This is a genomic window from Bacillus sp. FSL L8-0654, assembly GCF_038629965.1.
GTDB classification, from domain to species: Bacteria; Bacillota; Bacilli; order Bacillales; family Bacillaceae; genus Bacillus; species Bacillus safensis.
In genome coordinates this window covers 1459799-1486134 of the sequence record NZ_CP152026.1, presented here as the reverse complement: position 1 = coordinate 1486134, position 26336 = coordinate 1459799, and the positions used below count along the sequence as shown (strand labels likewise).

The 26336-nt window shown below is 43.0% G+C and carries 27 protein-coding genes; all 27 read right to left on the bottom strand.

Translation table 11 applies throughout. The annotated features are described in order from the left end of the window. Positions 1-6 precede the first annotated feature (6 nt). The 27 genes from pyrF to MHH65_RS07400 all read right to left on the bottom strand — a co-directional run bounded on the left by pyrF (position 7) and on the right by MHH65_RS07400 (position 26244). The gene (pyrF, locus tag MHH65_RS07530; protein WP_024424226.1) at positions 7-711 is read right to left on the bottom strand and encodes an orotidine-5'-phosphate decarboxylase; all 705 of its coding nucleotides are present in this window, start codon (positions 709-711) and stop codon (positions 7-9) included. Then, entirely contained in the window at positions 683-1615 is a 933-nt protein-coding gene (locus MHH65_RS07525) for a dihydroorotate dehydrogenase (RefSeq protein ID WP_024424227.1), read from the bottom strand. The genes pyrF and MHH65_RS07525 overlap by 29 nt, the downstream gene beginning before the upstream one ends. Then, entirely contained in the window at positions 1609-2385 is a 777-nt protein-coding gene (locus MHH65_RS07520) for a dihydroorotate dehydrogenase electron transfer subunit (protein ID WP_335351047.1), read from the bottom strand. Before MHH65_RS07520 ends, MHH65_RS07525 begins: the two co-directional genes overlap by 7 nt. Then, on the bottom strand, positions 2382-5597 hold the full coding sequence (carB, locus tag MHH65_RS07515; protein WP_268414363.1) for a carbamoyl-phosphate synthase (glutamine-hydrolyzing) large subunit: 3216 nt from the start codon (positions 5595-5597) through the stop codon (positions 2382-2384). Before carB ends, MHH65_RS07520 begins: the two co-directional genes overlap by 4 nt. Next, positions 5582-6676 carry a carbamoyl phosphate synthase small subunit gene (locus MHH65_RS07510; RefSeq protein ID WP_024424230.1) on the bottom strand — a complete coding sequence of 365 codons (1095 nt, stop codon included), beginning with the start codon at positions 6674-6676 and terminating at the stop codon, positions 5582-5584. The genes carB and MHH65_RS07510 overlap by 16 nt, the downstream gene beginning before the upstream one ends. Next, complete coding sequence (locus tag MHH65_RS07505; protein ID WP_268414361.1) at positions 6673-7959, bottom strand: dihydroorotase; 1287 nt, start codon at positions 7957-7959, stop codon at positions 6673-6675. The genes MHH65_RS07510 and MHH65_RS07505 overlap by 4 nt, the downstream gene beginning before the upstream one ends. Next, positions 7943-8866: an aspartate carbamoyltransferase catalytic subunit gene (locus MHH65_RS07500; RefSeq protein ID WP_268414360.1), complete on the bottom strand. Its 924-nt coding sequence runs from the start codon at positions 8864-8866 to the stop codon at positions 7943-7945. The genes MHH65_RS07505 and MHH65_RS07500 overlap by 17 nt, the downstream gene beginning before the upstream one ends. Positions 8867-8996: 130 nt before the next feature. Next, the gene (locus MHH65_RS07495) at positions 8997-10325 is read right to left on the bottom strand and encodes a solute carrier family 23 protein (protein WP_025092549.1); all 1329 of its coding nucleotides are present in this window, start codon (positions 10323-10325) and stop codon (positions 8997-8999) included. Positions 10326-10480: 155 nt separating this feature from the next. Then, a complete protein-coding gene (gene pyrR / locus MHH65_RS07490) occupies positions 10481-11023 on the bottom strand; it encodes a bifunctional pyr operon transcriptional regulator/uracil phosphoribosyltransferase PyrR (protein ID WP_024424234.1) in 543 nt (180 codons plus the stop codon). Positions 11024-11193: 170 nt separating this feature from the next. Beyond that, on the bottom strand, positions 11194-12108 hold the full coding sequence (locus tag MHH65_RS07485; protein WP_024426940.1) for an RluA family pseudouridine synthase: 915 nt from the start codon (positions 12106-12108) through the stop codon (positions 11194-11196). After that, the gene (gene lspA / locus MHH65_RS07480; protein ID WP_024424236.1) at positions 12105-12572 is read right to left on the bottom strand and encodes a signal peptidase II; all 468 of its coding nucleotides are present in this window, start codon (positions 12570-12572) and stop codon (positions 12105-12107) included. The genes MHH65_RS07485 and lspA overlap by 4 nt, the downstream gene beginning before the upstream one ends. Positions 12573-12666: 94 nt before the next feature. After that, positions 12667-13041, bottom strand: coding sequence for a hypothetical protein (locus MHH65_RS07475; protein WP_024424237.1), 375 nt, complete (start codon positions 13039-13041; stop codon positions 12667-12669). 160 nt (positions 13042-13201) lie between these two features. Continuing rightward, the gene (gene ileS, locus MHH65_RS07470) at positions 13202-15967 is read right to left on the bottom strand and encodes an isoleucine--tRNA ligase (RefSeq protein WP_024426939.1); all 2766 of its coding nucleotides are present in this window, start codon (positions 15965-15967) and stop codon (positions 13202-13204) included. Between the two features lie 356 nt (positions 15968-16323). Continuing rightward, on the bottom strand, positions 16324-16818 hold the full coding sequence (locus MHH65_RS07465; protein WP_008344947.1) for a DivIVA domain-containing protein: 495 nt from the start codon (positions 16816-16818) through the stop codon (positions 16324-16326). Positions 16819-16844: 26 nt separating this feature from the next. After that, the gene (locus MHH65_RS07460) at positions 16845-17621 is read right to left on the bottom strand and encodes an RNA-binding protein (protein WP_024424239.1); all 777 of its coding nucleotides are present in this window, start codon (positions 17619-17621) and stop codon (positions 16845-16847) included. Positions 17622-17674: 53 nt separating this feature from the next. After that, positions 17675-17956, bottom strand: a complete 282-nt coding sequence (locus MHH65_RS07455; RefSeq protein WP_024424240.1) for a YggT family protein — start codon at positions 17954-17956, stop codon at positions 17675-17677. A gap of 6 nt (positions 17957-17962) precedes the next feature. Further along, complete coding sequence (gene sepF / locus MHH65_RS07450) at positions 17963-18421, bottom strand: cell division protein SepF (protein WP_024424241.1); 459 nt, start codon at positions 18419-18421, stop codon at positions 17963-17965. A 1-nt stretch (position 18422) separates the two neighbouring features. After that, the gene (locus tag MHH65_RS07445) at positions 18423-19112 is read right to left on the bottom strand and encodes a YggS family pyridoxal phosphate-dependent enzyme (protein ID WP_041118124.1); all 690 of its coding nucleotides are present in this window, start codon (positions 19110-19112) and stop codon (positions 18423-18425) included. 6 nt (positions 19113-19118) lie between these two features. Beyond that, positions 19119-19958, bottom strand: a complete 840-nt coding sequence (pgeF, locus tag MHH65_RS07440) for a peptidoglycan editing factor PgeF (RefSeq protein ID WP_024426938.1) — start codon at positions 19956-19958, stop codon at positions 19119-19121. A 235-nt stretch (positions 19959-20193) separates the two neighbouring features. Next, positions 20194-20430: a YlmC/YmxH family sporulation protein gene (locus tag MHH65_RS07435; RefSeq protein WP_008344958.1), complete on the bottom strand. Its 237-nt coding sequence runs from the start codon at positions 20428-20430 to the stop codon at positions 20194-20196. A 79-nt stretch (positions 20431-20509) separates the two neighbouring features. Beyond that, complete coding sequence (locus tag MHH65_RS07430; RefSeq protein WP_335351048.1) at positions 20510-21286, bottom strand: ABC transporter ATP-binding protein; 777 nt, start codon at positions 21284-21286, stop codon at positions 20510-20512. Between the two features lie 130 nt (positions 21287-21416). Further along, positions 21417-21773 carry a PTS glucitol/sorbitol transporter subunit IIA gene (locus MHH65_RS07425; RefSeq protein WP_007499733.1) on the bottom strand — a complete coding sequence of 119 codons (357 nt, stop codon included), beginning with the start codon at positions 21771-21773 and terminating at the stop codon, positions 21417-21419. Between the two features lie 26 nt (positions 21774-21799). Next, the gene (locus tag MHH65_RS07420) at positions 21800-22810 is read right to left on the bottom strand and encodes a PTS glucitol/sorbitol transporter subunit IIB (protein WP_024426936.1); all 1011 of its coding nucleotides are present in this window, start codon (positions 22808-22810) and stop codon (positions 21800-21802) included. Between the two features lie 13 nt (positions 22811-22823). Next, positions 22824-23354 (bottom strand): PTS glucitol/sorbitol transporter subunit IIC, encoded by a 531-nt coding sequence (locus tag MHH65_RS07415; RefSeq protein ID WP_024424246.1) that lies wholly within the window; start codon positions 23352-23354, stop codon positions 22824-22826. 18 nt (positions 23355-23372) lie between these two features. Next, positions 23373-23804 (bottom strand): transcriptional regulator GutM, encoded by a 432-nt coding sequence (locus tag MHH65_RS07410; protein ID WP_024424247.1) that lies wholly within the window; start codon positions 23802-23804, stop codon positions 23373-23375. Between the two features lie 12 nt (positions 23805-23816). Further along, on the bottom strand, positions 23817-25061 hold the full coding sequence (locus tag MHH65_RS07405) for an SAF domain-containing protein (RefSeq protein ID WP_024426935.1): 1245 nt from the start codon (positions 25059-25061) through the stop codon (positions 23817-23819). 244 nt (positions 25062-25305) lie between these two features. After that, positions 25306-26244 (bottom strand): sugar-binding transcriptional regulator, encoded by a 939-nt coding sequence (locus MHH65_RS07400; protein WP_024424249.1) that lies wholly within the window; start codon positions 26242-26244, stop codon positions 25306-25308. Between the last annotated feature and the right edge of the window lie 92 nt (positions 26245-26336).

Genomic DNA, 26336 nt, shown 5'->3' with positions numbered 1-26336 from the left:
TGGCACTCACTCCCACTCTTTCAAAATTTGATGATAGGCTTCTATTGGTTTATCAGCTTTTGTGATTGATCTCCCGACAACGATTTGTGAAACACCTTGCTCTTTTGCATAGGCAGGTGTCGCCACACGCTTTTGGTCATCGGTTTGATCATTCGGTAAGCGAATCCCTGGCGTTACAGTGAGAAAAGAGGGTGAGATATGTTCATGAAGTGCTTTAGATTCATGAACAGAGCAAACAACACCGTCCAGTCCACTTTCATATGCTAATTGTCCATACCGGATCACAGTCTCTTGCAGCGGACGGTCAATGAGTAATTCGTTTCTCATCATGTCTTCTGACGTACTAGTCAGCTGGGTCACTGCAATAATGCCCGGACGGCTTTGTCCAGCAGGAGTCCCGCTTTCAAGTCCCTCTAATGCAGCCTGCATCATTCGTTTCCCGCCAGCAGCATGCACATTGACCAAATCAACGCCAAGTGCGGCAAGCCGGTTCATCGCTTTTTGCACCGTTGTTGGAATGTCATGTAATTTTAGATCGAGAAAAATGCGGCAATTTTTTTCTTTCAGCGCATCAAGGATGGCAGGTCCTTCTTGGTAAAACAGCTCCATGCCGACCTTCACAAATAATGGTGTCCCTTCAAAGGGATCTAAAAAGGCAAGCGCGTCCTGCCCTGATGGAAAATCAAGCGCGATGATGGGCAAGTGCTTCATGTTTCCAGCTCCTTCCGATACATTCCTCTACAGATGAATAACCATATGCTGCTAACACATTTGGCAATTCTTCAATGATTTCCGGGCAAATAAATGGATTCACAAAATTGGCTGTACCGACAGCGACTGCACTTGCACCTGCTAGTAAAAATTCAAGTACATCTTCAGCACTTTGCACTCCGCCCATCCCGATAATCGGAATAGAAACCGCTTGACTCACCTCATGCACCATACGTACAGCGACAGGTTTGACAGCTGGTCCTGATAATCCGCCTGTTTTATTGGCAAGGATGGGTTTCCCCGTTTTTAAATCTAAACGCATCCCAATTAATGTGTTAATCATGGTGAGTCCATCTGCTCCAGCAGCTTCAATCGCTTGAGCAATTTCTACAATATTGGCTACGTTAGGTGACAGCTTGACATAGACAGGTACGGAAGAGACTTTCTTGACTGCTTTTGTCAATGATGCTGCCATATTTGGATCTGTACCAAAGGCGATTCCGCCGGTTTTAACATTTGGGCAAGAAATGTTCAGCTCAAGGGCATGAACATTTTTTGCTTGGCTGATTTGCTTGGCTACTTCAACATAATCATCCACCTGTGAGCCAGCAACATTCGCAATAATAGGCGTATCAAACTGCTCGAGCCAAGGCAATTCATTTTCAAGCACACCTTTTAGACCTGGGTTTTGAAGGCCGATTGCATTGAGCATACCGGCTCCTGTCTCAGCTACCCTTGGAGTCGGATTGCCAAATCTCGGTTCAAGGGTTGTGGCTTTGATCATGATACCGCCCAGCAATGACAGGTCATATAAGGATGCAAATTCTCTCCCGAATCCAAAGCAGCCTGATGCAGGGATAATTGGATTCTTTAAAGATAATCCCGGCAACTCAACGTTTAGCATGACAATGCCACCTCCTCTGCTTTAAATACAGGTCCATCAAGACACACTTTGACGTAAGGTTTGTCGAGCTGATCGGTATGACAGACACATGCAAAGCAGGCACCAATCCCGCAGCCCATTCGTTCTTCCATCGAAATGTAGACAGGCTTATCAGGATACGTGTCTTTCAGCGCTTTTAGCATAGGTGTTGGACCGCAGGAAAGCAGCACATCAAAGCTCAGGTTTTGCTCTTTTATCACATCTGTTACAAAGCCTTTAGCAGCGTATGTGCCATCAACCGTTGCAATAAACGTATCGCCGAGTGCTTGAAATTTTCCCTCGTAAAATACATCCTTTTTCGACTGAAAGCCGAGGACATGCTTTACGATGACGCCTTTTTTCGTTAAACGCTTGGACAGTTCATATAGAGGCGGTACGCCAATTCCGCCGCCGACTAGTAATGCCGTCTCTCCGGGCTTGACGACTGAAGGATCATACCCGTTTCCAAGCGGCCCTAATACATCGACTGATTCTCCCTCCCGCTTTTGGGAGAGGAGCTTTGTGCCCTCTCCTTCTGCGCGGTAAATGATGGTTGCTTCTTTTTGCTCGGCATGAATGTTGGCAATACTGATCGGTCTTCTCAGCAGCGGTGTCATCGATTCACTGACCTTTAGATGAAGAAATTGTCCAGCCGTTTGAAAGGAGTCCACAAGGTCACCTTTTAATGTCATTTCGAAAATATGATCAGCGATCTCTCGGTTCGAGACGACCGTCAAGTATGCTTTTTTCATATCGTTACTGTCACCTCAGCATTCGTTTTCACTTCTGGCATTTCATCCGCTCTAAATGTCATGCTCTCAAGCACTCTTAAAATGGCTTCTGCTGTATCTAGTGACGTTAAGCAAGCCACTCCATTTTCAACAGATTCACGTCTAATTCTAAAGCCGTCTCTTGCCGGCTGTTTTCCTTTTGTTAATGTGTTGATCACGAATTGGGCTTCCCCGTTTCGAATGACATCAAGAAGATTTTTGCCTTCTTCTCCGATTTTGCCGACCACACTTGAAGGAATGTTTGCTTGTTTTAAGTAATTCGCCGTTCCTTCTGTCGCTAAAATATGATAGCCGATCGAATGGAATCTTCTTGCGATCTCAAGTCCTTCTTCTTTATCCTTATCAGCCACTGTCAGAAGAACGGTTCCGTCATTAGGGATTTGAATGCCTGATGCAATCAATCCTTTATAAAGAGCTTTTTCGATCGTGACATCTTTCCCCATGACTTCACCTGTTGATTTCATTTCAGGCCCGAGTGTAATATCCACTCTTCTTAATTTTGCAAAAGAGAAGACTGGAACTTTGACGTACACTCCTTCTTGCTCTGTATGAAGCCCTTCTTCGTAGCCATAATTTTTGAGCTTGTCTCCTAAGATGACTTTTGTCGCAAGGTTTGCCATCGGGATGCCTGTAATTTTACTTAAGAAAGGAACCGTCCGGCTTGATCTCGGGTTCACTTCAAGTACATACACTTCACCTTTTGATAGGACAAACTGAATGTTCAAAAGCCCAATAATGTTGAGCCCTTTTGCAAGCTTGATCGTGTACTCTGCGATCTTCGCTTTGATGTCCTCAGACAATGTTTGCGGCGGATAGACCGCAATCGAGTCACCAGAGTGAACTCCGGCTCTTTCAATGTGTTCCATAATGCCTGGGATTACGACAGTTTCTCCATCAGACACGGCATCTACTTCAATTTCTTTTCCTGTCAAATACTTGTCAATTAACACTGGATGCTGCGGGTTGACCTTCACCGCATTCTCCATGTAGTGAAGAAGCTCAGCTTCTTGATACACAATTTCCATCGCGCGGCCGCCTAATACATAGGAAGGACGGACAAGGACTGGGTAGCCGATTTGATTGGCAATCGCTACAGCTTCAGGCACAGACGTTGCTGTTTTCCCTTTCGGCTGGGGCACGCCGAGTGTTTCTAACGTTTGTTCAAACTTGTCCCGGTTTTCTGCGCGGTCTAGATCTTCTAGAGAAGTTCCAAGAATTTCAACCCCTCTATTTGATAATTCATCTGCTAGGTTGATCGCCGTTTGTCCACCGAACTGAACGACGACTCCTTCAGGCTGTTCAAGGTCGATGATGTGCATGACATCTTCTACAGTGAGTGGTTCAAAGTAAAGCTTATCTGAAATACTAAAGTCTGTTGAGACCGTTTCAGGATTGTTGTTAATAATGATCGCTTCATAGCCTGCTTGTTTAATTGCCCACACAGAGTGAACAGTCGCATAATCAAATTCAACCCCTTGTCCAATTCGGATAGGACCTGAACCTAATACGATAACGCTTTTCTTGTCTGTACGTTCTGATTCATTTTCATCTTCATATGTGCTGTAGAAATAAGGTGTCTCTGATTCAAATTCTGCCGCACATGTATCCACCATTTTGTATACAGGTACAATGCCTGCTTCTTGTCTTAGCTTGTAGACATCCGCTTCGTTCATCTTCCACTCGCGGCTAATGTAGATATCTGAGAAGCCTTTCTCTTTTGCTTCTTTTAATACGTCTGTATTGCCTTTGTTTTCTTTTAATGTCTTCTCAAAGGCAATGATGCCTTCCAGCTTATGAAGGAAGAAGTAATCAATTTTTGAGAATTCATGTATTTGTTCGACTGTATAGCCTCTTCTAAGCGCCTCAGCGATATAAAATAATCGTTCGTCTCCCGCTTTGATAATCCGTTTTTCAAGCACTTCATTTGTGATGTCTGCTTCATCTTTTAATTCAATGTGATGCACATCGGCTTCAAGTGAACGTACAGCCTTTAGAAGAGACTCTTCTAATGTGCGGCCGATCGCCATGACTTCACCAGTTGCCTTCATTTGCGTACCAAGACGTCTGTTCGCAGATTCAAATTTATCGAACGGCCAGCGCGGTATTTTTGAAACGATATAGTCAAGTGCCGGCTCGAAAGCTGCATAGGTTTTACCTGTGACTGGGTTCATCATTTCATCAAGCGTTAAGCCGACAGCAATTTTCGCTGCCAATTTGGCAATTGGATAGCCTGTCGCTTTTGACGCAAGCGCAGATGAACGGCTCACACGCGGGTTTACTTCGATGATATAGTATTGAAAGCTGTTTGGATCAAGTGCCAGTTGAACGTTACAGCCGCCTTCAATGCCAAGTGCACGGATCAGCTTAAGCGACACATTGCGAAGCAGCTGATATTCACGGTCACTTAACGTTTGGCTTGGGGCTACAACAATACTGTCACCAGTATGGATGCCGACAGGGTCAAAGTTTTCCATGTTACAAACAACGATTGCATGGTCACCGCTGTCTCGCATGACTTCATATTCAATTTCTTTAAAGCCTGCAATGCTTTTTTCAAGTAAGCATTGTGTGACTGGGCTTAGCTTCAGACCGTTTTCAACGATTTCCTTCAGTTCTTGCTCGTTTGTACAAATTCCGCCGCCCGTTCCGCCTAATGTATAGGCTGGTCTGACGATGACAGGGAAACCGATTTGATCCGTGAACGCCATCGCTTCTTCCAGGTTATGAATGATTTCACTTTCTGGTACTGGCTCATTTAGTTCATTCATTAAATTACGGAATAAATCTCTATCCTCTGCTTTTTGGATGGCTGACAGCTTTGTACCGAGTACTTCAACGCCGCATTCAGCTAATACGCCAAGCTCTGACAATTCAACAGCAAGGTTTAATCCAGTTTGCCCGCCAAGTGTTGGCAAGATCGCATCAGGGCGTTCTTTTCGAATGATTCGTGTTAAAAATTCTGGTGTCAGTGGTTCGATGTATACCTTATCAGCCATTTCTGTATCTGTCATAATGGTCGCAGGGTTAGAGTTCACAAGAACGACTTCATAGCCCTCTTCTTTTAGCGCTAAGCAAGCCTGTGTACCTGCATAGTCAAACTCCGCTGCCTGACCGATGATGATAGGACCTGATCCGATTACTAAAATCTTTTTGATGTCTACGCGTTTTGGCATACTTCTTCCCCTTCTTTCTCAGTCGTATGAATCATTTCCATGAACTGGTCAAATAAGTAGTTTGCATCTTCTGGACCCGGTGATGCTTCTGGGTGGTACTGAACAGTGAATGCTGGTGCTTCTTTATGTTTTAATCCTTCAATCGTATTGTCGTTTAGGGCAATATGTGTGACTTCGAGCACGTCTTCGTTAATACTGCTAACCGTGTAGCCATGGTTTTGAGACGTCAGTGTCACCTTGCCAGTTGCTAGTTCTTTCACCGGATGGTTTGATCCTCTGTGGCCAAATTTCATTTTTTCTGTGCTTGCACCGCACGCTAGAGCAAATAATTGATGTCCGAGGCATATACCAAAGAGCGGCACCTTTCCAATCAATTGCTGAATCATCTCAACGGCTTCCGGTACATCCACAGGATCTCCAGGTCCGTTTGAAAGCATGATGCCATCAGGCTTTAGCTGCAGCACTTCATCTGCAGTGATGTTGTATGGCACCACAATGACGTCGCAGTCACGTTTATTGAGCTCGCGCAAAATGCCGTGCTTCATGCCGAAATCGACAAGGACAATTCTTTTTCCTCTGCCTGGGCTTGGGTACGCATTTTTCACAGATACTTGACTCACTTGATCTGTTGGCAGCTGCAATGTTTGAAGGCGGCGGACAACGTCTTCTACTTGTTCATCAGGTCCTGCAAATGCCCCTCTTAAAGTCCCTGCACTTCGAATCATTCTAGTCAGCTTCCGTGTATCGATTCCGCTCAGCCCCGGAATGTTTTTCATTTTTAAATATTCATCGAGTGAATATGAAGAGCGCCAGTTTGAGGGCTTTTCACAAAGCTCTTTCACAATCAGCCCTTTCACAAACGGTGTGATCGATTCAAAATCGTCACGGTTAATGCCATAGTTGCCGATAAGCGGGTAAGTCAGTGTGACAATTTGTCCGCAGTATGATGGATCAGATAAAATTTCTTGATAGCCCGTCATCCCTGTATTAAAGACGACTTCTCCGACTGATGGTTCTAAGCTGCCAAAGCCTGTTCCTTCGAATACTGTTCCGTTTTCTAGCACTAAGCGTCTCTTCATTTTACTAGTCTCCCCTCTTCATAAACGACTTTCCCAGATGCAAGTGTCATGACCGGCCATCCTGATACAGTCAATTTGTCAAACGGTGTATTTTGCCCTTTAGATAAGAAGCTTGTTTTATCGATTGCCATTTCTTTGTTTAAATCAATAAGTGTGATATCAGCTATGTGCCCTTCTTCAAGCTTTCCGTATGGAAGAGAAAATGCTTCTGCTGGTTTAATTGTCATATAATCAACAAGTTCTTTTAATGTCCATTCGCCTGTTTTGACAAATCGTGTATACAGAAGCGGGAACGCTGTTTCAAGTCCCACAATTCCAAACGGGGCACGCTGCATGGTTTCGTTCTTTTCTTCTTCTGTATGCGGCGCATGGTCTGTTGCGATGAAATCAATCGTTCCATCTAACAGTCCCTCGATCAATGCCTCGCGATCCTCTTTTCCTCTGAGCGGCGGGTTCATTTTATAATTTGTATCAAGACCTGGAATGTCCGTATCACACAACAGCAGGTGATGCGGTGACACCTCAGCCGTCACACGGATGCCTGCTTTTTTTGCATCGCGTACGACCCGCACAGATTCTTTCGTACTGATATGACATACATGATAATGACAGTTCGCTGCTTCTGCTAAAAGAACATCTCTTGCAATATGCACCGATTCACAAATGGACGGTATTCCGTTTAACCCATTTGCTTTTGAAAATTCTCCTTCATGAACGCACCCGCCGTAAATGAGCGAGTTATCTTCACAGTGCGCCACAATCGCTTGATCAAGACTTGCTGCCTGTTTCATCGCTTCGTACATCATGCCTGCTGTTTGGATGCCGACACCGTCATCTGTAAAAGCAAAGGCGCCTGCTTCTTTTAGTGCTGCAAAATCCGTCATCTCTTCCCCAATTTGTCTCGTTGTGATGGAGGCGTATGGCAGCACTCTCACAGATGAGGTCTCTTCGATTCGATTCATCAGCCATTCCATTTGCTCTTTTGTATCTGGAACCGGCCTTGTATTCGGCATCGCTGCAATCGTCGTAAATCCGCCTCTTGCGGCTGCTTTAGAGCCTGTTTCAATCGTTTCCTTTTTCTCTCCGCCTGGCTCTCTTAAATGCACATGCAGATCGATCAAGCCTGGTGACACAAATAGCCCCGCTGCATCAATAACCTCTTCTCCGTCTTCTCTTTCTAGGTGACCAATCGCTTGAATCACTTTTCCTTTTACCCTAATATCCTGCTGCACTCTTTCACCTGTGCTTGTTAAGATAAAACCGTTTTTAATGAGGTATGACATAGACAGAATCTCTCCCTTTTTGATGTAGTGTGCTATTTTGAAAAGCTCTTTTTAATACGGCCATTCGGATATAAACACCATTTTCCATTTGTTTGAAAATCCTTGACTGCTCGGACTCTACTAATGAATCATCTATTTCAACACCTCTGTTTACTGGTGCTGGATGCATAATAATCGCGCGTTCTTTCATTTTGTTTGCTCTGTCTACTGTTAATCCATAAGTTGATAAGTAATCTTCACTGCCCATTTTTTCAGCGTGCCGTTCATGCTGGATTCTGAGCAGCATCACCACATCAGATTGTGCGATGGCTTCATCTACTTGGGCATACGTTCCGTGAGGGTTTTGTTCATCCTGGAAGGAAGCAGGCCCTGAAAACAGGACTGTCGCTCCCAGCCTCGATAAAACCTCAGCATTTGATCTTGCCACCCTGCTATGTTTGATGTCTCCATGAATCGAAATCGTTAAGCCTTCAAAGCCGCCAAACTCTTCAAAGATGGTCATGAGGTCAAGCAGTGATTGGGTTGGATGCTGCCCGCAGCCATCTCCTGCATTGATGATGGGAATTCCAACCTTCCCAATCAGCTCGTTATAATATTCATCGGTGCTGTCTCTGATCACACATGCCTTTACTCCGATCGATTCGAGTGTTTTTACCGTATCGTAAAGTGTTTCGCCCTTTTGAACGGAGGTGCTTGCCGCATCTAAGCTCAGGACATTCATCCCTAGTTTCTTCTCGGCTACTTCGAAGCTAAAACGTGTTCTTGTGCTTGGTTCAAAGAAAAGGTTTGCCACAAATTCTCCGGCTAATCCATGTTCTTGTTTCCCCTTTTTGAGTGCAGCTGCTTCTTCAATCAGCTGTAAAATCTCTTCTTTTGATAAGCTGCTCATTGTCGATAAATCATTCATTTTTTCTTCCCCCTCTAGTTTTTCATCACTTTCAGGTTCAAAAAAACCCTAAGCCTCGGCAGCTTAGGGTTCTCCAAAAGAAGCAGCGGCACTTTTGTGCATTCCGCTCCATTTAGAACCCTTGTCAGCCTCACTGGACTTCTTTTAAAAGGTTTTCTGTATTTGATTCATTTGAGTTGTCATCTTCTGCTTTTTGATGCGGCAGGATCAGATTTAACAGGACACCCGTAATCGCAGCAAGTGCCATTCCAGATAGGGTGAGATTGATTTGTTTCACCTCAATGAATGCCCCGCCAATCCCAATGACTAGGATGACTGATGCGATAATGAGATTACGCTTTTCTTCAAAATTCACTTTATGATCAATCAGAATTCTCAGGCCGCTTGAAGCAATGATTCCAAAGAGCAGGAACGAAACGCCTCCCATCACCGCGGACGGCACTGTACTGATTAATGCTGAAATTTTTCCTACAAAACCGAAGCAGATCGCAAACACGGCTGCTCCGCCGATGACGAAGATACTGAACACTCTTGTGATGGCTAGTACGCCAATGTTCTCTCCATAAGTTGTTGTTGGTGGTCCGCCAATAAGTGAAGCGAAGATCGTCGCCGCACTGTCTCCTAAAATGGAACGGTGAAGACCTGGTTTTTTAATAAAATCTTGTCCTACGACCTTACTTAACACCACTTGGTGGCCGATATGCTCAGACATTGTGACAAAGGCTACCGGCACCATCACTGTGAGAATGCTTAAGGTCACAGCAGGTGTATAGTCGACAAATGGCACAACGAAGTCTGGTACAGCAAACCATTTTGCGTCAATGACCGGCTGGAAGTTCACGATGCCTTGTGTTAAGGCAAAGAGATAGCCGCTGATGATGCCGATTAAAACTGGGATTAAGCTAAGGAATCCTCTTAGGAAAATCATACTGATAATGGTGACAGCCAGTGTGAAGCCAGCGACCATTAAGTGCTTGAGGCTGTAAACAAGCTCGGTTGCATTCGGATCAACATACATCGCCATGTTGACTGCTGTTCCAGCGAGTCCGAGTCCGATGACCATAATGACTGGTCCTACGACCACCGGCGGCAGAAGCTTCATCAGCCAGCCTGTGCCGAGCCATTTAATGAATAGGGCGATGAGTGCATAAGCGACACCCGCCATGAAGGCGCCAACCATTGCGGCTCCAGGGCCTCCCGTTGCTTTCACATTCAGTATGGGGGCGATGAAGGCAAAGGACGATCCAAGATACGCCGGAATTTGTCCTCTTGTGATGATTAAGTAAACAATCGTTCCCACTCCGCTTGAGATGAGCGCGACGGCTGGACTCATATCAATGATTTTTGGTACAAGAATGGTCGCACCAAACATCGCAAACAAATGCTGAAGGCTAAGTGACAGCCATGTGAATGGTTTTGGGATATCTCGAATGCCTAAATTGGCTTTTTGCTGACTCATGATTTTCCTCCTAGATGTGTCCTTTTTCATTAAAAAAGCCTCTTTGCGAGTATGCGCAAAGAGGCCTAGATAAACCGGACACGTCATGTTGGCCGTGTGCTCGGTTTCTCTGTTATTGCCCTCTTTGCAAACTCTCTGGAATGCATTTAAAAAGGTTATTTTTCATATATAGCGACAAGGTCGTTTTGATCTACTTCATTGAGCTGAACCATGACTGTCTCTGCTTTTGAAGTCGGAATGTTTTTCCCGATATAATCGGCTCGGATCGGCAGCTCCCGGTGTCCCCGGTCAACGAGCACAGCCAGCTGAATGGAAGATGGTCTTCCTACATCCACAAGGGCATCCATAGCTGCTCTGACGGTTCTGCCTGTAAACAGGACATCGTCAACAACAATAAGTGTTTTGTCATTAATGTCAGCTGGTATGTCTGCACCCTTTACAAGCGGGTCTTGGTTGTCTGTCTTTTTTGTCAGGTCATCACGGTATAGCGTAATATCAAGTTCACCTACAGTGACTGGATTCCCTTCAATTTGCTCGATGCGCTCTGCAAGGCGCTTTGCAAGATGTATGCCTCTTGTCTTGATCCCGGCAAGGATGACATCCTTCATCCCTTTGTTGCGCTCAATCATTTCATGTGCAATTCGGGTAAGCGCTCGTCTGATCGCTTGTTCATCAAGAATGACTGCTTTTTGTTCCATCTTTTACACCTCTTTTTGACAAATAAAAAGCCCCTTCTGCAAAGGGCAGAGAGGGGCGTTCATTTGTGCATATGCGTGCACAAATTGATCCGTTATCCTTCTCAGCCTCTCTGGACTGTTTTAAAGAATCTCAATTTCTTCGTTTATTATTTCAAAAAAAGAACGGCCTGTCAATCGTTATTTCTTAATGAATCGATAAAGGCTTGCATATCAGCTGGAATTGGTGCTGTGAACTCGATATATTCTCCTGTTCTAGGATGATCAAATCCTAAAACACCTGCATGCAGCAGCTGTCCATTAAAATCGACTGTTTTTCTCGGCCCATATTTCGGATCTCCTGCAAGAGGGTAGCCGATATATTTCATATGAACACGAATTTGGTGTGTTCTTCCTGTTTCAAGGCGGCATTCGACAACTGTGAAGTCTTTAAAGCGTTCAATCACATCAAAGTGAGTAACGGCTTGTTTTGCATTTTCTTTTGTGACCGTCATGCTTTGGCGGTCTTTTTTGTCTCTGCCAATTGGTGCATCAATTGTGCCTGTATCATGCTGGATAATACCGTGGACAACAGCCGTATACTTTCTTGTGACAGTTTTAGCCACCAGCTGATTGACGAGTGACTCATGTGCCATATCGTTTTTAGCGACCATTAACAGCCCAGACGTATCTTTATCAATTCGGTGGACAATTCCAGGACGCATCACACCGTTAATCCCTGATAAGTCTTTGCAATGTGCCATCAGGCCATTTACAAGTGTTCCTGACACATGACCCGGCGCTGGATGAACGACCATTCCTCGTGGTTTATTTACGACTAACACATCTGCATCCTCATAATAAATATCAAGATCCATTGGTTCTGCTTCTACATCTAGGGCTTCCGGATCTGGAATCTCCACTTTGATTTGATCTCCAGCTTGTACTTTGTAATTGGCCTTTACTTGTTTCCCGTTTACTTCGATCAGCCCATCTTTTACCCATTGCTGGACTTGGGTTCTTGACCATTCTGGTTCTGTCGTGCTTAGAAATTTATCTAGCCGTTCACTCGTTTGTTCTTCTGAAACGGCAATATTTACTTGATTCATGTAGTTGACTCCTTATTTTTCTTTCCATCTAACAGCATTTGAATGAAGAGCAGAATAACCCCTACACAGAGAGAAGAATCTGCAATATTAAAGATTGGGTAGTGATAATCCCCAAATACGAAATGAGCAAAATCAACCACTTCCTGACGGAAAATACGGTCGATAAAGTTTCCGATCGCTCCGCCAAGCATTAAGGCCAGCGCTACTCCCAGCAGCTTGTCCTTTTGTCCATGTTTTTGTAAGTAATAAACAATTCCCGCAATAACAACGAGTGTGATCACATAGAAAAACCACATTTGCCCTTGGAGAATTCCCCATGCGGCTCCTGAATTACGGTGAGACGTGATATAAAAGAATCCATCAATGACTGGAACAGAATCACCGAGCATCATATTTTTGACAATGAGCCATTTTGTTAATTGGTCTAAACAAATGATAACGAATGCGATTATGTAATAGAACACACACGTTCCTCCATCTTCATACTTTGATCTTTAAGCATTTTATCAAGAAAACAGGAAGGAGTAAAGAAACTTTAGTTGACAGACAAAAACCTCCCTACATGTGGAAGGCTTCAAAATGAGAATCATTTGATTCGTAAGGATAAGGAGTGAATGCTTTTTTCTCGTATTGCTTATGATATAAAAAGTCGTCAGCCGTGCGGGCGGTAGGAAGAATACTCATTTGTTCAAGCGGAATCACATCTCCTGTTGCCTCACATATGCCATAGGTTCCTTGTTCGATTTTTGCAATAGCGAGAGACACATCTTGCAGCTCTTCTTTGATGTGATAAAGAAGCGTGGTCGTTTTGACCTCATTCAATGTGACATGCTCAGCGGGTGAACGAAATGATGCGTATTCAAACAGTTTAGATTGCAGCTCTTCCTTCATTTGAAGGAGTTCCGTGTAAATCGTCTCTAGATCGCCATTCATGTCGCTATTTCAACTCCTGCCCTGTCGTGATAATCATATTGTTGCCCCGACTGGTCACTTTAAAGCCATAAGATTTTTCCTTTCGTTCTAAACGCTGTCATTTTCTCATAAAAGAAAACGCCCCGCATATGACGGGGCGCCAGCTTGTGATATCGCACTGTTAATTCTGGTAATATTTCTCCACGATTTCAGCATTTTTCAGCGACAATGTTGGGTATTTCGGATTTGCCCCAACGTCTTTTGAAATAATGCGGGAACGCTCGCACAGTTCTCCTTCTGCTTTTTGAACCACAATTCGTCCTGATGCATATTCAGGCGCTGATGTATCTGCATGCTGCTCATCTTCTACCGTTAATTCAGAGATGATAAAGAGCTGCTTCACATCTTCTTTAATGGATGCAAGAAGGTTTTTCACTTCATCTGTCGCATAAAGCGTCACACTTGCTTCAAGTGAACGTCCGATGACTTTCTCGTTACGCGCAATCTCCAGCGCTTTTAGCACATCGTCACGTACCTCCATAAAGCGGTCAAACTTCGTTTCTGTCGCTTCAGCTTGAGGAACTAGCACACCTTCTGGCATATCTGTTAACTGAACACTTGGCTCTTCAACAAAGCTTAAGTGGCTCCATAATTCATCTGCTGTATGCGGAAGAATTGGTGCAGTCAGCTTCACTAATGCCATTAATGTTTCGTAGAAGACCGTCTGCATGCTGCGGCGGTCTGGATGATCGGCATGCTCAATGTAGACGACATCCTTTGCAAAATCGAGATAGAAAGAGCTGAGCTCAATCGTACAGAAATTGTGAATCGCATGATAGACGACCGCAAATTCGTAATCATCATAAGCTTTTTTCACTTTATCAATCAATTTGTTTAATTTGATCATGATGTATTGATCCACTTCGCGAAGCTCTTCTACTGGCACGGCATTAACTGCTGGGTCAAAGTCAAATAAGTTTCCATGCAGGAAGCGGAAGGTGTTACGGATCTTACGATAGACTTCTGCTACTTGTTTCAAAATATCATCAGACACTGGATGATCGGCTTGATAGTTGACAGAAGATACCCAAAGTCTAAGAATTTCTGCACCAAGCTGCTTCGCGACCTTCGTTGGATCAATCGTATTGCCTAATGATTTACTCATTTTACGTCCTTCTTTATCAAGCGTAAAGCCGTGGCTTAGGACCCCTTTATATGGTGCTTTTCCAGTAACAGCAACTGCTGTTGATAAAGAGGAGTTAAACCAGCCGCGATATTGATCAGAGCCTTCAAGATAAAGATCTGCCGGACGGACTAGGTCATCTCTTTCTTCTAAAACAGCTTGGTGAGAAGAACCGGAATCAAACCATACATCCATGATGTCCTGCTCTTTTGTGAATTCACCATTCGGGCTGCCTGGATGTGTAAAGCCTTCTGGCAATAGCTCTTTTGCTTCTTTTTCAAACCAAATATTCGAGCCATGCTCTCTAAATAATTGAGATACATGCTGAATGGTTTCGTCCGTGATGATCGGCTCACCATTTTCCGCATAAAAGACTGGAATTGGAACGCCCCATACACGCTGTCTTGAAATACACCAGTCACCTCTGTCACGCACCATATTGAACAGGCGTGTTTCTCCCCATGCTGGAACCCATTTTGTTTCTTTAATATTGTCTAATAACGCTTCTCTAAAATCTTTAATGGATGCAAACCACTGAGCTGTCGCACGATAAATCGTTGGTTTTTTCGTTCTCCAGTCATGCGGGTAGGAGTGCGTGATAAAGTCGAGCTTTTTCAGCGCACCTTTTGCTTCAAGCTGTTCTGTGATGGCTTTATTGGCATCCTCGTAGAATAGTCCTTCAAAACCAGGCGCCTCATCTGTCATCACACCTTTTTCATCTACTGGACAGAGCACATCAAGACCGTATTTCATACCGACAATAAAGTCATCTTCCCCGTGGCCTGGTGCTGTGTGAACACAGCCAGTTCCCGCATCAGTTGTCACGTGATCGCCAAGCATCACAAGAGAATCTCTATCGTAAATTGGATGTGCTGCAACGATTTTATCTAATTCTTTACCTTTTAATGTTTTCACAACTTCGTATTCTTCAAAGCCGAGTGTTTTTACTACTTGTTCAACCAGTTCAGATGCAACGACATAACGCTCAGCACCGACTTGAAGAACACTGTACTCTAAGTTTGGATGAACACAAATGCCAAGGTTTGCAGGAAGCGTCCAAGGTGTTGTTGTCCAGATAATGAATTGTTCGCCGTTTTCAAGAACGCCTTTGCCATCTTTTACTTTAAACGAAACGTAAATCGATGGTGAACGTTTGTCTTTATATTCAATTTCCGCTTCAGCGAGGGCTGATTCACTTGAAGGAGACCAGTTAACAGGCTTTAATCCTTTATAGATATAGCCTCTCTTCGCCATTTCACCAAAGACAAGGATTTGCTGTGCTTCGTATTCAGGCTTTAATGTGACATATGGATTGTCCCAGTCTGCTCTAACGCCTAATCGCTTAAACTGGCTGCGCTGACCTTCAATTTGCTTCCAAGCATACTCCTCGCATAGTTTGCGGAATTCTGCTGTAGACATTTCTTTGCGTTTGACTTTTTTATTTTTAGTAAGAGCTGTTTCAATTGGCAGCCCGTGTGTATCCCAGCCCGGAACATACGGTGCATGATACCCGTTCATTGATTTAAAACGGACGATAAAATCTTTTAGGATTTTATTGAGTGCATGCCCCATATGAATGTCACCATTCGCATATGGAGGTCCATCATGCAAAATAAACGTCGGGCGTCCTTTAGTCCGCTCTAAAACCATTTGATAGATGTCTTTCTCTGCCCACTCCTCTTGGATTTCAGGCTCTTTGTTCGGCAAGTTCCCTCTCATCGGGAATTCTGTTTTCGGCATTAATAAGGTGTCTTTGTAGTTCATACCCATTCCTCCACATGCAAATTCTGATTAAAAAACAATAAAAAAAGCCCTCTCATCCCATAAGGGACGAGAAGGCTTGTCTCGCGGTACCACCCTTTTAGACAAGCGATATGAAAGAGCCGCTTATCCACTCTAAAATCGTAACGTGATCAGACGCCTTTTCTTACTGGTTTTTTTCAGAAAAGGAACTAAAGGGGTGATCTCATTGCAGCGTCTCGTAATGTCAGGCTTCCACCATCCCTGATTCGCTTTATTACGCATGTGACAGCTGCGAGTGTCCCTTTCAAACGTTTATCTCTTGTTAATTTATGATGGTATTATATGCAACATGAGCACGTCATGTCAAGATGATGCGCTTATTCTTTTTCATCAAAGACAGCGTCTACTTCATATTCCAGTAAATGATCCCAATCGTCATTTTTCAGAAGATCAAGCTGCGCTTCGATGAGCATTTGGAAACGAGTTCTAAAGACCTTCGACTGTTTCTTCAGCTCTTCGATTTCCATTGCAATTTTTCTTGATTTTGACAGCGCTTCGTTGATAATACGGTCTGCATTTTTCTCTGCTTCACGAATAATCAATTTTGCTTCTTTATCAGAATGACGTTTTACGTCTTCTGCTGCTTCCTGCGCCACAAGAATCGATTTGTTTAATGTCTCTTCAATTGTTGCAAAATGACCTAGTCTTTCATCAAGCTCATTTACTTTGTCTTCAAGCTCGTTCTTTTTACGAAGTACGATCTCATAGTCTTTACGTACTTGGCTTAAAAACTCGTTTACTTCATCTTCATCATAGCCGCGAAAGCTTTTTGTGAACGTTTTATTATGAATATCATTAGGTGTTAATGGCAACCTCGCCACCTCCAGATTCAAGTTCGTTATGTCAGAAGCTCAAATGTTACTTTGAATTTATCTTTTTTGGTCTTCCCATCAATCGTTTTGAGGCTAAAGCGGCCAAATCCCCGAACAGAGAGCTGATCGCCTTCACCGATTGTAAAGGAAGGGTCCTCTGTGACTTTCCAATTGACTTTGACAAGCCCATTTTTGACTAAAAGCTGTGCTTTTTGCCGAGACTGACGGCTGACAGCAGCACATACAGCATCAAGCCGAAGTGAAGAAATGGTATCTTCTTTGATATCAGTCTTCGTGATCACTGGCTTTATTTCTGCCTGTGTGATTTCCTCTAATGAAACGGCTGCTCTGCCGACATGAGTCAGCTGCGCCCGCACAAAATCGGCGACATCACTTGTACAAATAAACTGCACATCTTCCTCTGAAAATAATAGATCTCCGAATTTTTGACGCTTCAAGCCTGTCCCAATCAATGAGCCGAGAAGCTTCGGGTGTTCTAAAGAAATAAACTTTTTCGCATAGTTCACCTGAAAATATGACAGCTCAACATCTTGAATAGAAGGTTCTAAATAATCAGGATAAATGAGGGCTCTTTTGCGCTCCGCTCCCTCATACCCGCCAAAAAACATGATCCCAAGTTCTTCGCCATGCTGGATGACGGACTCAGTAATAAATTGCTCACGCGGATCAAGGAAATCTGTTAATTTCATTCGATATTGGTCGAGTGCGATTTTTTTCCAGCCTAACACTTGGTCGACAAATGGCTGTTCGTCTTTTCTAAAATGCTGATAGATATCGCTCATTTTGTTCCCCTCTTATGTAAAAGAGCCTGGCAGTGCCAAGCCCGGCAGCCTGTTTACATGAAGCGCACAATCATATTGTAAAGACCAGTTAGTCCATATGATGATGCAAAACGAATCACAAGCAATGCCACAATCGGCGAGATGTCAATCATGCCGATTGGCGGAATAATTTTACGAAATGGTTCTAAATACGGTTCGCAAATATTTGTCAGAAAACGGCCAAACACAGTTTCTCTTGCAGATGGCACCCATGACATAAAGATGTAAATAATAATCGCGAATGAGTAAATCGTTAATACCGTTCCTAAAATATTAAAAATGAAATTTAGAATCACTATGATTTACCACCTCTGAGGTTCTTCCTCTGTCAATAGCTCTGATATTGTACCAGATACATCTACATTATCAGGTGTGCAGAGGAATATATTCGAGCCAATACGCTGGATGTCTCCACCGATTGCATAAACGGTTCCGCTTAAGAAGTCAATGATTCGCTTTGCTTGATCATGCTGAATGCGCTGCAAATTCACGACGACTGCACGTCTGTTTTTAATATGGTCTGCAATCTCCTGCGCCTCTGCATAAACACGCGGCTCACTTAACACCACTTTAGAGGATTTTTGCACGCTTTGCAAGCTGACGACATTTTGTTTTCCTGTCTGCGGGCGATCTTGAAATGCTGCTTTGTCCTTCGTTCCTTTTTCTTCTTGAACGGGTTCTCTTTCTTCATCAATATATTCGTACTCATACTCTTCATCGTCGAGAGTGAAAAAGCTTTTAAACTTATTTTTTATGCTCATGTCACGCACCTCCTGTTTCATTTCCAACAAGTGAAGAGCCAATCCGAACGAATGTCGCACCTTCTTCAATTGCGATTTCAAAATCATTTGACATGCCCATCGATAAATGCTGACAAGGTGCATTTACTTGGTTAAGATGTTTTACTTCTTCTCGAAGGTTTTTTAATGTTTTAAAACAGTTTCGAATCACAGTGTGATCATCTGTAAATGGAGCCATCGTCATCAGTCCAGCAATTTCAATCTGTTTGAAATCAGCGAGCTGCTTCACAAACGGAATGACGTCTTCACTTTTCAAGCCGTGTTTTGACTCCTCAAGTGACGTGTTCACTTGTACAAAACAGCGAACTGTGTGATCCGCTCTTTTTTCAATTTCATTCGCAAGAGACATTCTGTCAAGCGAATGTAAGTAGTCAATTGTCTGAATGACAGATTTCACTTTTCGCGTCTGTAAACTGCCGATGAAGTGCCAGCTAATGTTTTCATCGGTTATGGCCGCCTGCTTTTCAAGTAACCCTTGGTCACGATTTTCACCAAAATGCATAATTCCTGCTTCTTTGGCTTCTTGTGCTCGTTCAATTGAGACATACTTTGTCACAGCAACGACCGATACATCTGCTGGATGTCTACCGGCTCTTTTACATGCTTCGTTTATTTGTTCATTTATTTGTCTGAGATTCTCTCGTACATTCAATTGCACTTATGCCTCCTTAAACCCGACAAAAGACATCATACGTCCTGTTTTGCCTTGATCACGCCGGTGTGAGAAGAATAGCTGATCATTGCAGCTTGTGCACATCGAACTGACATGTATGTTTTCTTCTTTTATTCCTGCATGAAGCAATACGTTTTTGTTTAATGTTTTCAAATCAATTTTATATTGTCCTTGTGAAATCTCGGAATACACATCCTCTGTTGAAAAAGGAAGCTGTTTCACTTGATCCATGACTGCGTCATCGACTATGTAGCAGCAGCTGCCAATGGATGGTCCAATGACGACTTGAATATGATCGGCCTTGGCACCTTCTTGGCGGACCCATTCATCAACCATCTTTGCACCAATTTGCTTGACGGTTCCTTTCCAGCCGGCATGAGCCGTTCCAATTAATCCGTTTTGCGGAGCTAGAAAATAAAGCGGAACACAATCAGCGAAACAAAGAGCGAGCATCATGTTCGTCTCAGAGGTATATAAACCGTCTGTACCAGGCAGTGCCTCATGATAATGAAGACTTCCTCTTCCTCTTTGCTCCTTGGTGACTTTCAGGATGCGATCCTCGTGTGTTTGGTCTGCAAACACCCAATCAGAGAGCGGCACAGCAGCAGCATCTGCTATGACTTGACGATTCATTTGAACACTAGAAGCATCATCTCCTACATGGAGTCCAGTGTTCAATGATTGATATGGAGGTAGGCTGAAGCCGCCATTTTTTGTCGTAAATCCGGCCAATACCTCTTTTCCAGAACATGTCATGTTCGTCCAATCATGAATGGTCATTGCATATGGTGATTTCTGCTGAAAGGGGTCATATTTGTGTGTCAAAGCTGCCTCCCACCTTTCATTCATCTCTCTTTATATCGCTCCTATTTTACCACAAGACATGCATAGACAGTTAGTGGGATTCATTAAATATTACACTCAAATGTGCCCTTTCTGCAGGTTTTTTTTCAAATTGATATGAAAACGTAATCTTTTTACCCGAAAAAGACATTGTTTGCTGAGAATGGAGAGTTTGTTTTAAGGAAAAATTGAATGATTCATTGAGGAGTTATATGAATTAAGAAGACAATCGGACAAGTATCACATCTTCGCCAATTTTTACTATATTTCGCCAAGGGACGATCATTTCCTCTTCTTTTCCGAAAAATCCCATCATTTTCCCTGTGCCGCCAATAATAATCGCTTGTATTTTGCCGCTTGTCACATTAATATCAATGTCCCCAATGGTGCCTAGTTTTTTTCCGCTGGATACATCGACGACATCCTTGATTTGGAATTCAGAAATACTGATCATCTGTCCTTCCCCGCCTTTCGTTTTCTACTATAATATGTATGATGGAAAAGCAGGGACGCAGACCAATAGTTTCTTTTATCTACAATTTACTTAAATGCGGACGGCCATTTCTCCACATGACATCTACCGGACATTCAAAAAAAGAAGAAAGCAAGCCGCTTGTCATCATTTCTTTCGTTTCTCCTTGATCAAAAACAGATCCATCTTTTAATAATAAGGTGTGCTGAAAAACAGGCAGAATCTCCTCTGCATGATGGGTCGTATAGAGCAAAGTAGGCGCATCAGGCTTTGCTGCAATAAATGAGATGGTCTCCAGCACTTGCTCTCTTGCTAAAAAATCAAGACCCGTCACAGGTTCATCTAAAATCAAAAGCTGCGGATCATTCATTAAAGCCCTCGCAATCAAGACTTTTTGCTTCTCTCCCTGTGAGAGGTTTTCATATGTTCTGTTGGCATATTTGAATGAACCAAACGCTTTTAATAGATCAATGGCTTTCTCTCTCATTTCATCAGTCGGGGTTTCATAAAGCCCGATAGAAGCAAATGCTCCGCTCAAAACAATTTCAAAAGCATTGTCGTCTCTGTGCAATTTCTTTTCAAGTCCCGCTGAGATGAGACCAATTTTCCTCCTGAGCTTTTCACCAAGAGCTTCCTTGCCAAAGACATGCCCCAGCACTGTCATCTCGCCTGAGGTGGGGAAATAATAGGAGCAGAGCATATTTAATAAAGCGGTTTTTCCCGCACCATTTAAACCGTAAAGCACCCAGTGTTCCTGCTTATTTACCTGCCAGTCAACAGACTGCAGCAGCCATTTCCCATTTCTTTTTAATGAAACATTCTTCAATTCAAGTGACACCATAACTTCCTCCTGAGTAAAAATTCTGAATATACAAATAATGAATGTTTACAGCATATCGTAAATGCTCTTTCTGGTAAACCTCATATAAAAAAGCTGTTCCAATTTAGGAACAGCTTTTTTTACAAGGTTACGAAATTTCAATTCGTACGCCTTCTTTTATATCAGGAAACGTGTGCGGGGATGCAAATACAGCTCCTGGTAATACATCATCAAACGGCTCTTGGAAGTAGATCGAAATATGGCCGAGCTCTTTAAAGTTGTCATTTGCTTTATTGCCTAGGGCTGTGATCGTGTACGTTTGATCGCCCACTTGAATGGTTCCGCCTAGCTTCAGCGGCTCTTCTTCTAAATGTTCGAACTCATGAATGACAGACATATCTCTTAATTCCTGCGGCGCTGCGGGTCCAAATAAAACAATCAGCTTATCTTCTTTAAATTGCGGGACTAAGATCCCAATTTCTTTTACGACAGATTGTGTTACCATGTATCTCGATTCCTCCTTTAATACGTTTAATACATACCGAAGCTGGCAACGTATGCGATCACAACAGATAGAACCCCTGTAATAAGACGGCTATACAAAACAGCTGGTACCCCATATTGTACCGTTTCCGGCTTCGCTTCACCAAGTGACAGCCCCACTGGAATAAAATCACACCCTACTTGACCGTTGATGGCAAATAGTGCAGGAAGTGCAAATTGAGGCGGAATGTTTCCTAGTGCAATTTGACTACCAATCAGAACACCGATGACTTGGGCAATGACTGCTCCAGGTCCTAAGACAGGTGATAGGAACGGCAGTGTACAGACCACAACGAGCAGTAAGAGCCCCCAAAGAGATCCTGCCAAGGGTGATAGAAAATGGGCAATCAGATCGCCGATTTTTGTATAATTGATAATTCCAATTAACATACTGACAAATGCCATGAATGGAATAATGTTTTTCAAAAGCATATCAACAGAATCACGGCCAGCCTGGTAGAACGTACCGGTGACTTTCCCGATTCCGCGTGAGAATCTCATCAGGAAATTGCCTTTTTCCTGCCGCTCAATATTTTCCTCTTTCAGCTTTGCATACGTTTCTTTGAAATTCTCTTTGTCAATCGACTCACTGTTTTCCTGACCTTCTGCTTTCGCCTCACCATCAGATGCTTCTGCATAGGAAATATCTTTTTCTGTTACGCCTGATACGAAGATATCTTCTGTAATATGTTTAGCAAGCGGCCCAGAAGGAGAGGATGCCAAAACGTCTACAGTTGGAATGCGTTTCATTGGATAAAGTCCGATTCGCGCTGTTCCCCCGCAGTCAATGACAACACACATCATTTCATCTTCTGGTATAGAGTTTTTAAAGCCATCACATGCTTCTGTCCCTGTCATTTCTGCAATTTTACGTGCAACCGGGTGAATGCCTCCCCCTGTAATGGAAACAACCTTTCTTCTTTTACCAGTTGGTTCAAGCTCTAAGCCTTCTCCCCATCCGCCAGCACCTTTTGCAACAAATACTTTGTGGTTTGTCATGTCTAACCCTCCCCTATTGTGAATTCGCTTTCATTTTTCCTGCTAAATATTTTGTAATCCATTCAGTAATGATTCCGCGTAGCAAAATGACGACGATCCCGACTAAGAAGTAACGAACAGCAAGCTCTGACATTGAATATCCAGCTTCTTTAATCCCGTTCGCAATTCCTAAGTAGACAAATAGTTCTCCTGCGTTGGCATACGGGAACAGTGATGTCACCGGATGAACAAATGAAACAGCTGAATCATAGAATGCTGGTTTTTGTTTTTCAGGTAAGAAGCGGCCAAACGTATAAGCCATTGGGTTTGTCAAAATAAGAACAGATAAGATCGGCATTAACGTGTAGCGCAAAATGGTATATTTCGCTGCAAACTGAATGGCTCTATTCACTCGCTCTTCTCCAATAAATTTCATGACAGCATAAGTGAAAGTAAGTAACACAACAAGCGTTGGAACGATACCTGTAATCAGACCCATGAACTGCTTTCCGCCGGCTTCAAACATTCCGATAAAGTGCTCTCCAAACCATTGAATCCATTCCATGTTTCATCTCCCCTTTCTTTAGTTCACATTTGTTATATTTTTTTTCGAAATCGAGACAAGTGCCTGCTCAGCCGCCATGGAAAGTGCTTGCATGACAGCTGGCGCTTTTTTGCGCTTTTTCAACGTTTTCTTCATCATGTGGTGCTCGTCCAGCACAGCCCCTACATGCTTGCCTTCATATGCAGGGACTTCTTTAAATTTAGATAAGATCGATACGCCGCCAAGCACATGGCATTTTTGAATGATATACGATTCATCCACAATGATGAGCGCAATGGCCCCAGGGCCAACTTTGCGCCGTTCCATTCCTGAAAATAAGTGATAGCCTTGTTTCCCTCTGTAGTCATCAATCAGTGAGTCCATGCTTTTGCGGTAATACTTGATTTGAATAAAAGATAACCCATACTGCACGATGAGAATGATACAAAGTACGATTGCTAATTTTTCCATAGCTTCACGTCCTTATGATTGAAATAAGTGATCTTGTAATGAACGCAGCTTCCAGACGGTTGTGTTTGAATCAAGCTCTACATCATCATGAGTCAGGAACTGTCCTAATTTGATGTCTTTTTTCGCTACGACTTTTCCGCTGATTAAACCAATTGGAATGTGACCGTTCGTTTTCATGTCTTGATGCGTTTCAAGTACACCTCTTACGGAGTATCCGCCAATCCCGTCAAGTGATTCCCCTGCTTTAATATCTCTTTTCGCAACAGCGACTGTTTCTGACACTGGTACACCAATCGGGTGGATCGATGAATCATGCTGTAAGACCGCTTTTGCGATAGTAACAGGTGTTTCAAGACTCGCTAAGTGGAAAGGACGGTAAAGCGTGTAGTGAGGACCTTTTCCAACTTTTAAGTAACGAAGCTCTTCATCTACTGGCTCTAGATCACTCTTGACGATAACGAATACGCCTGGTGCAAGTCCATTTACATATTCAACGACTCCGAAGTTATCGAGCACGCCGCCTTGTTGTTTTTGATTCAATTTATCTGCTACATTCTCTAAATTTGCTTCGACTCCGTGCATACCGACTTTATCTGGCAAAAGCCCTGTCGCGTTACTTAATAAGTTCATTTCTGCCATTGTTTTTGTTCCGTCTTGGAAGGCAGCGAGCATATGTGCACTCATATGTTTACTATCTGCTTCTGCTTTACACGTATCTGGATTTGCTTCTGGGAAGAATGGGTTGTTCTTGCCTTTCCCAGCAACGAGCACTTCAAGTCCCATTGTTTTTGCAAATTCATATAATTCTAGTGTTGCTGCCGGTTCGTCTCCAGCTGATCCAGAATAAACAAGTCCTGCATTTGTGAATAATTTATGCATCACCAAACCGATGGTAATATCAACTTCTACATTTAAAAGAACGAGATGTTTCTTTGAATTAAGCGCTTCCAAAGAAATGTTTGCTCCGACCTCTGGCACTCCTGTTGCATCTACGACAACTTCCACAAAATCTGATTGAATCACTTCTCTATAATCATTTGTGACGACCATTTGATGCGGCTTCGCATGCTGCTTGTAAAAATTCGCTGCCTTCTCTGCTGCACTAAGGTGAATATCACAAACACCTGCTACAATCATGCCTGGAATTTTAGAAATTTGTGAAATAAGTCCAAAGCCCATTTGGCCTGCCCCAATAATTCCTACTTTGATTGGATCTCCACTGCGTTCTCGAGCTAACAACTGTTGATAGATTGACATCTAAATCATCCTTTCAGGTTTTCTTGCTTCTCGGGTAGATTGCTAGAAAAATAATCTGAAACTTTTAACAAATGTTATAAAAATTAACAAAAATCTGTTTCTTGTAACATTTGTTATTTTATTTATCATTTGTTATGAACTTAGTTTATATGATGTGTCAACTTTGTGTCAAGATAAAATCAATAAAATTTTCAATCTTTTTGAGTCTAAAGACTCAAAAAAACTACCTAATCATATTAGGTAGTTACTTTAATAAGGCATCTCCTGTTCGTTCATCCGTAATTAATACATGAATTAATCCACCTTCTAAGGCTGCCCGGATCGCTTCAACTTTTTCTTCTCCTCCAGCGACACCAATGACTAGCGGGATTTCTTTCAACTTTTGCGGGCTTATGCCCATTACCCTGTCGTTCCATGGGTGAGGATACACTTCCCCTTGGTGATCAATAAAGTTATAGCAAATGTCACCCGCTACATCCTTCGCTTGAAGAATATCCTCCTCACCGCTTGTCATATAAGATTTCACCATCGTTGAATGCTGCGGAACCCCGCCAATCCCGACAACCGCAATATTTGATGATTCTCCTAATTCAATCACTTTTTTGATTGACGGCTGCCGTATCAGTACATCCTTCGCTTCTTTCGTATCAAGCATGACAGGCACATGTAAAAACTCACATTTAGATTTGAGTGCCTCTGTGCATCTCGCAATAATATAATTGGCATGGATATCAACATCTTCGTTTCCCACACCCCCGACAAGCGGAACAAATGTCACGGATGGGTAGTGCTGAACTGACGTAAGCGATTTCGCCATTTCATGCAAAGTGGTTCCTGAGGAAAAACCGATGACTTGTCCATCCTTCATGACTTTTAATAAAAAGCCTGCCGCCGCAGCGCCGATTCGGCTTTTTGTTGTTTCTTGGCTGAGCGTTTCCACACAGACGACTTCTCGCAGCCCGTATTTCCGCTCTATTTTTCTTTCTAAAGATCCATATTGTTGATTCATTTCATCATGAATAATGATTTCCACGATTCCTGCTTCACGTGCTTTTGCCAAATATTTCGATATGAGCGAACGGCTAACCCCAACAGCATCTGCTATTTTAGATTGAGTGGCGCCTTCTTCATAATACATATGCGCAACCTTAATGAGCAGCCTTCTTTCATCATGGAATGTCATAATAACCCTTCTTTCCGCTTAAGTGTTCCCTAACAAATGATATCTAAAATAACATTTGTTAAAAACAGATTAAATGAAAAAAATAACAGAGT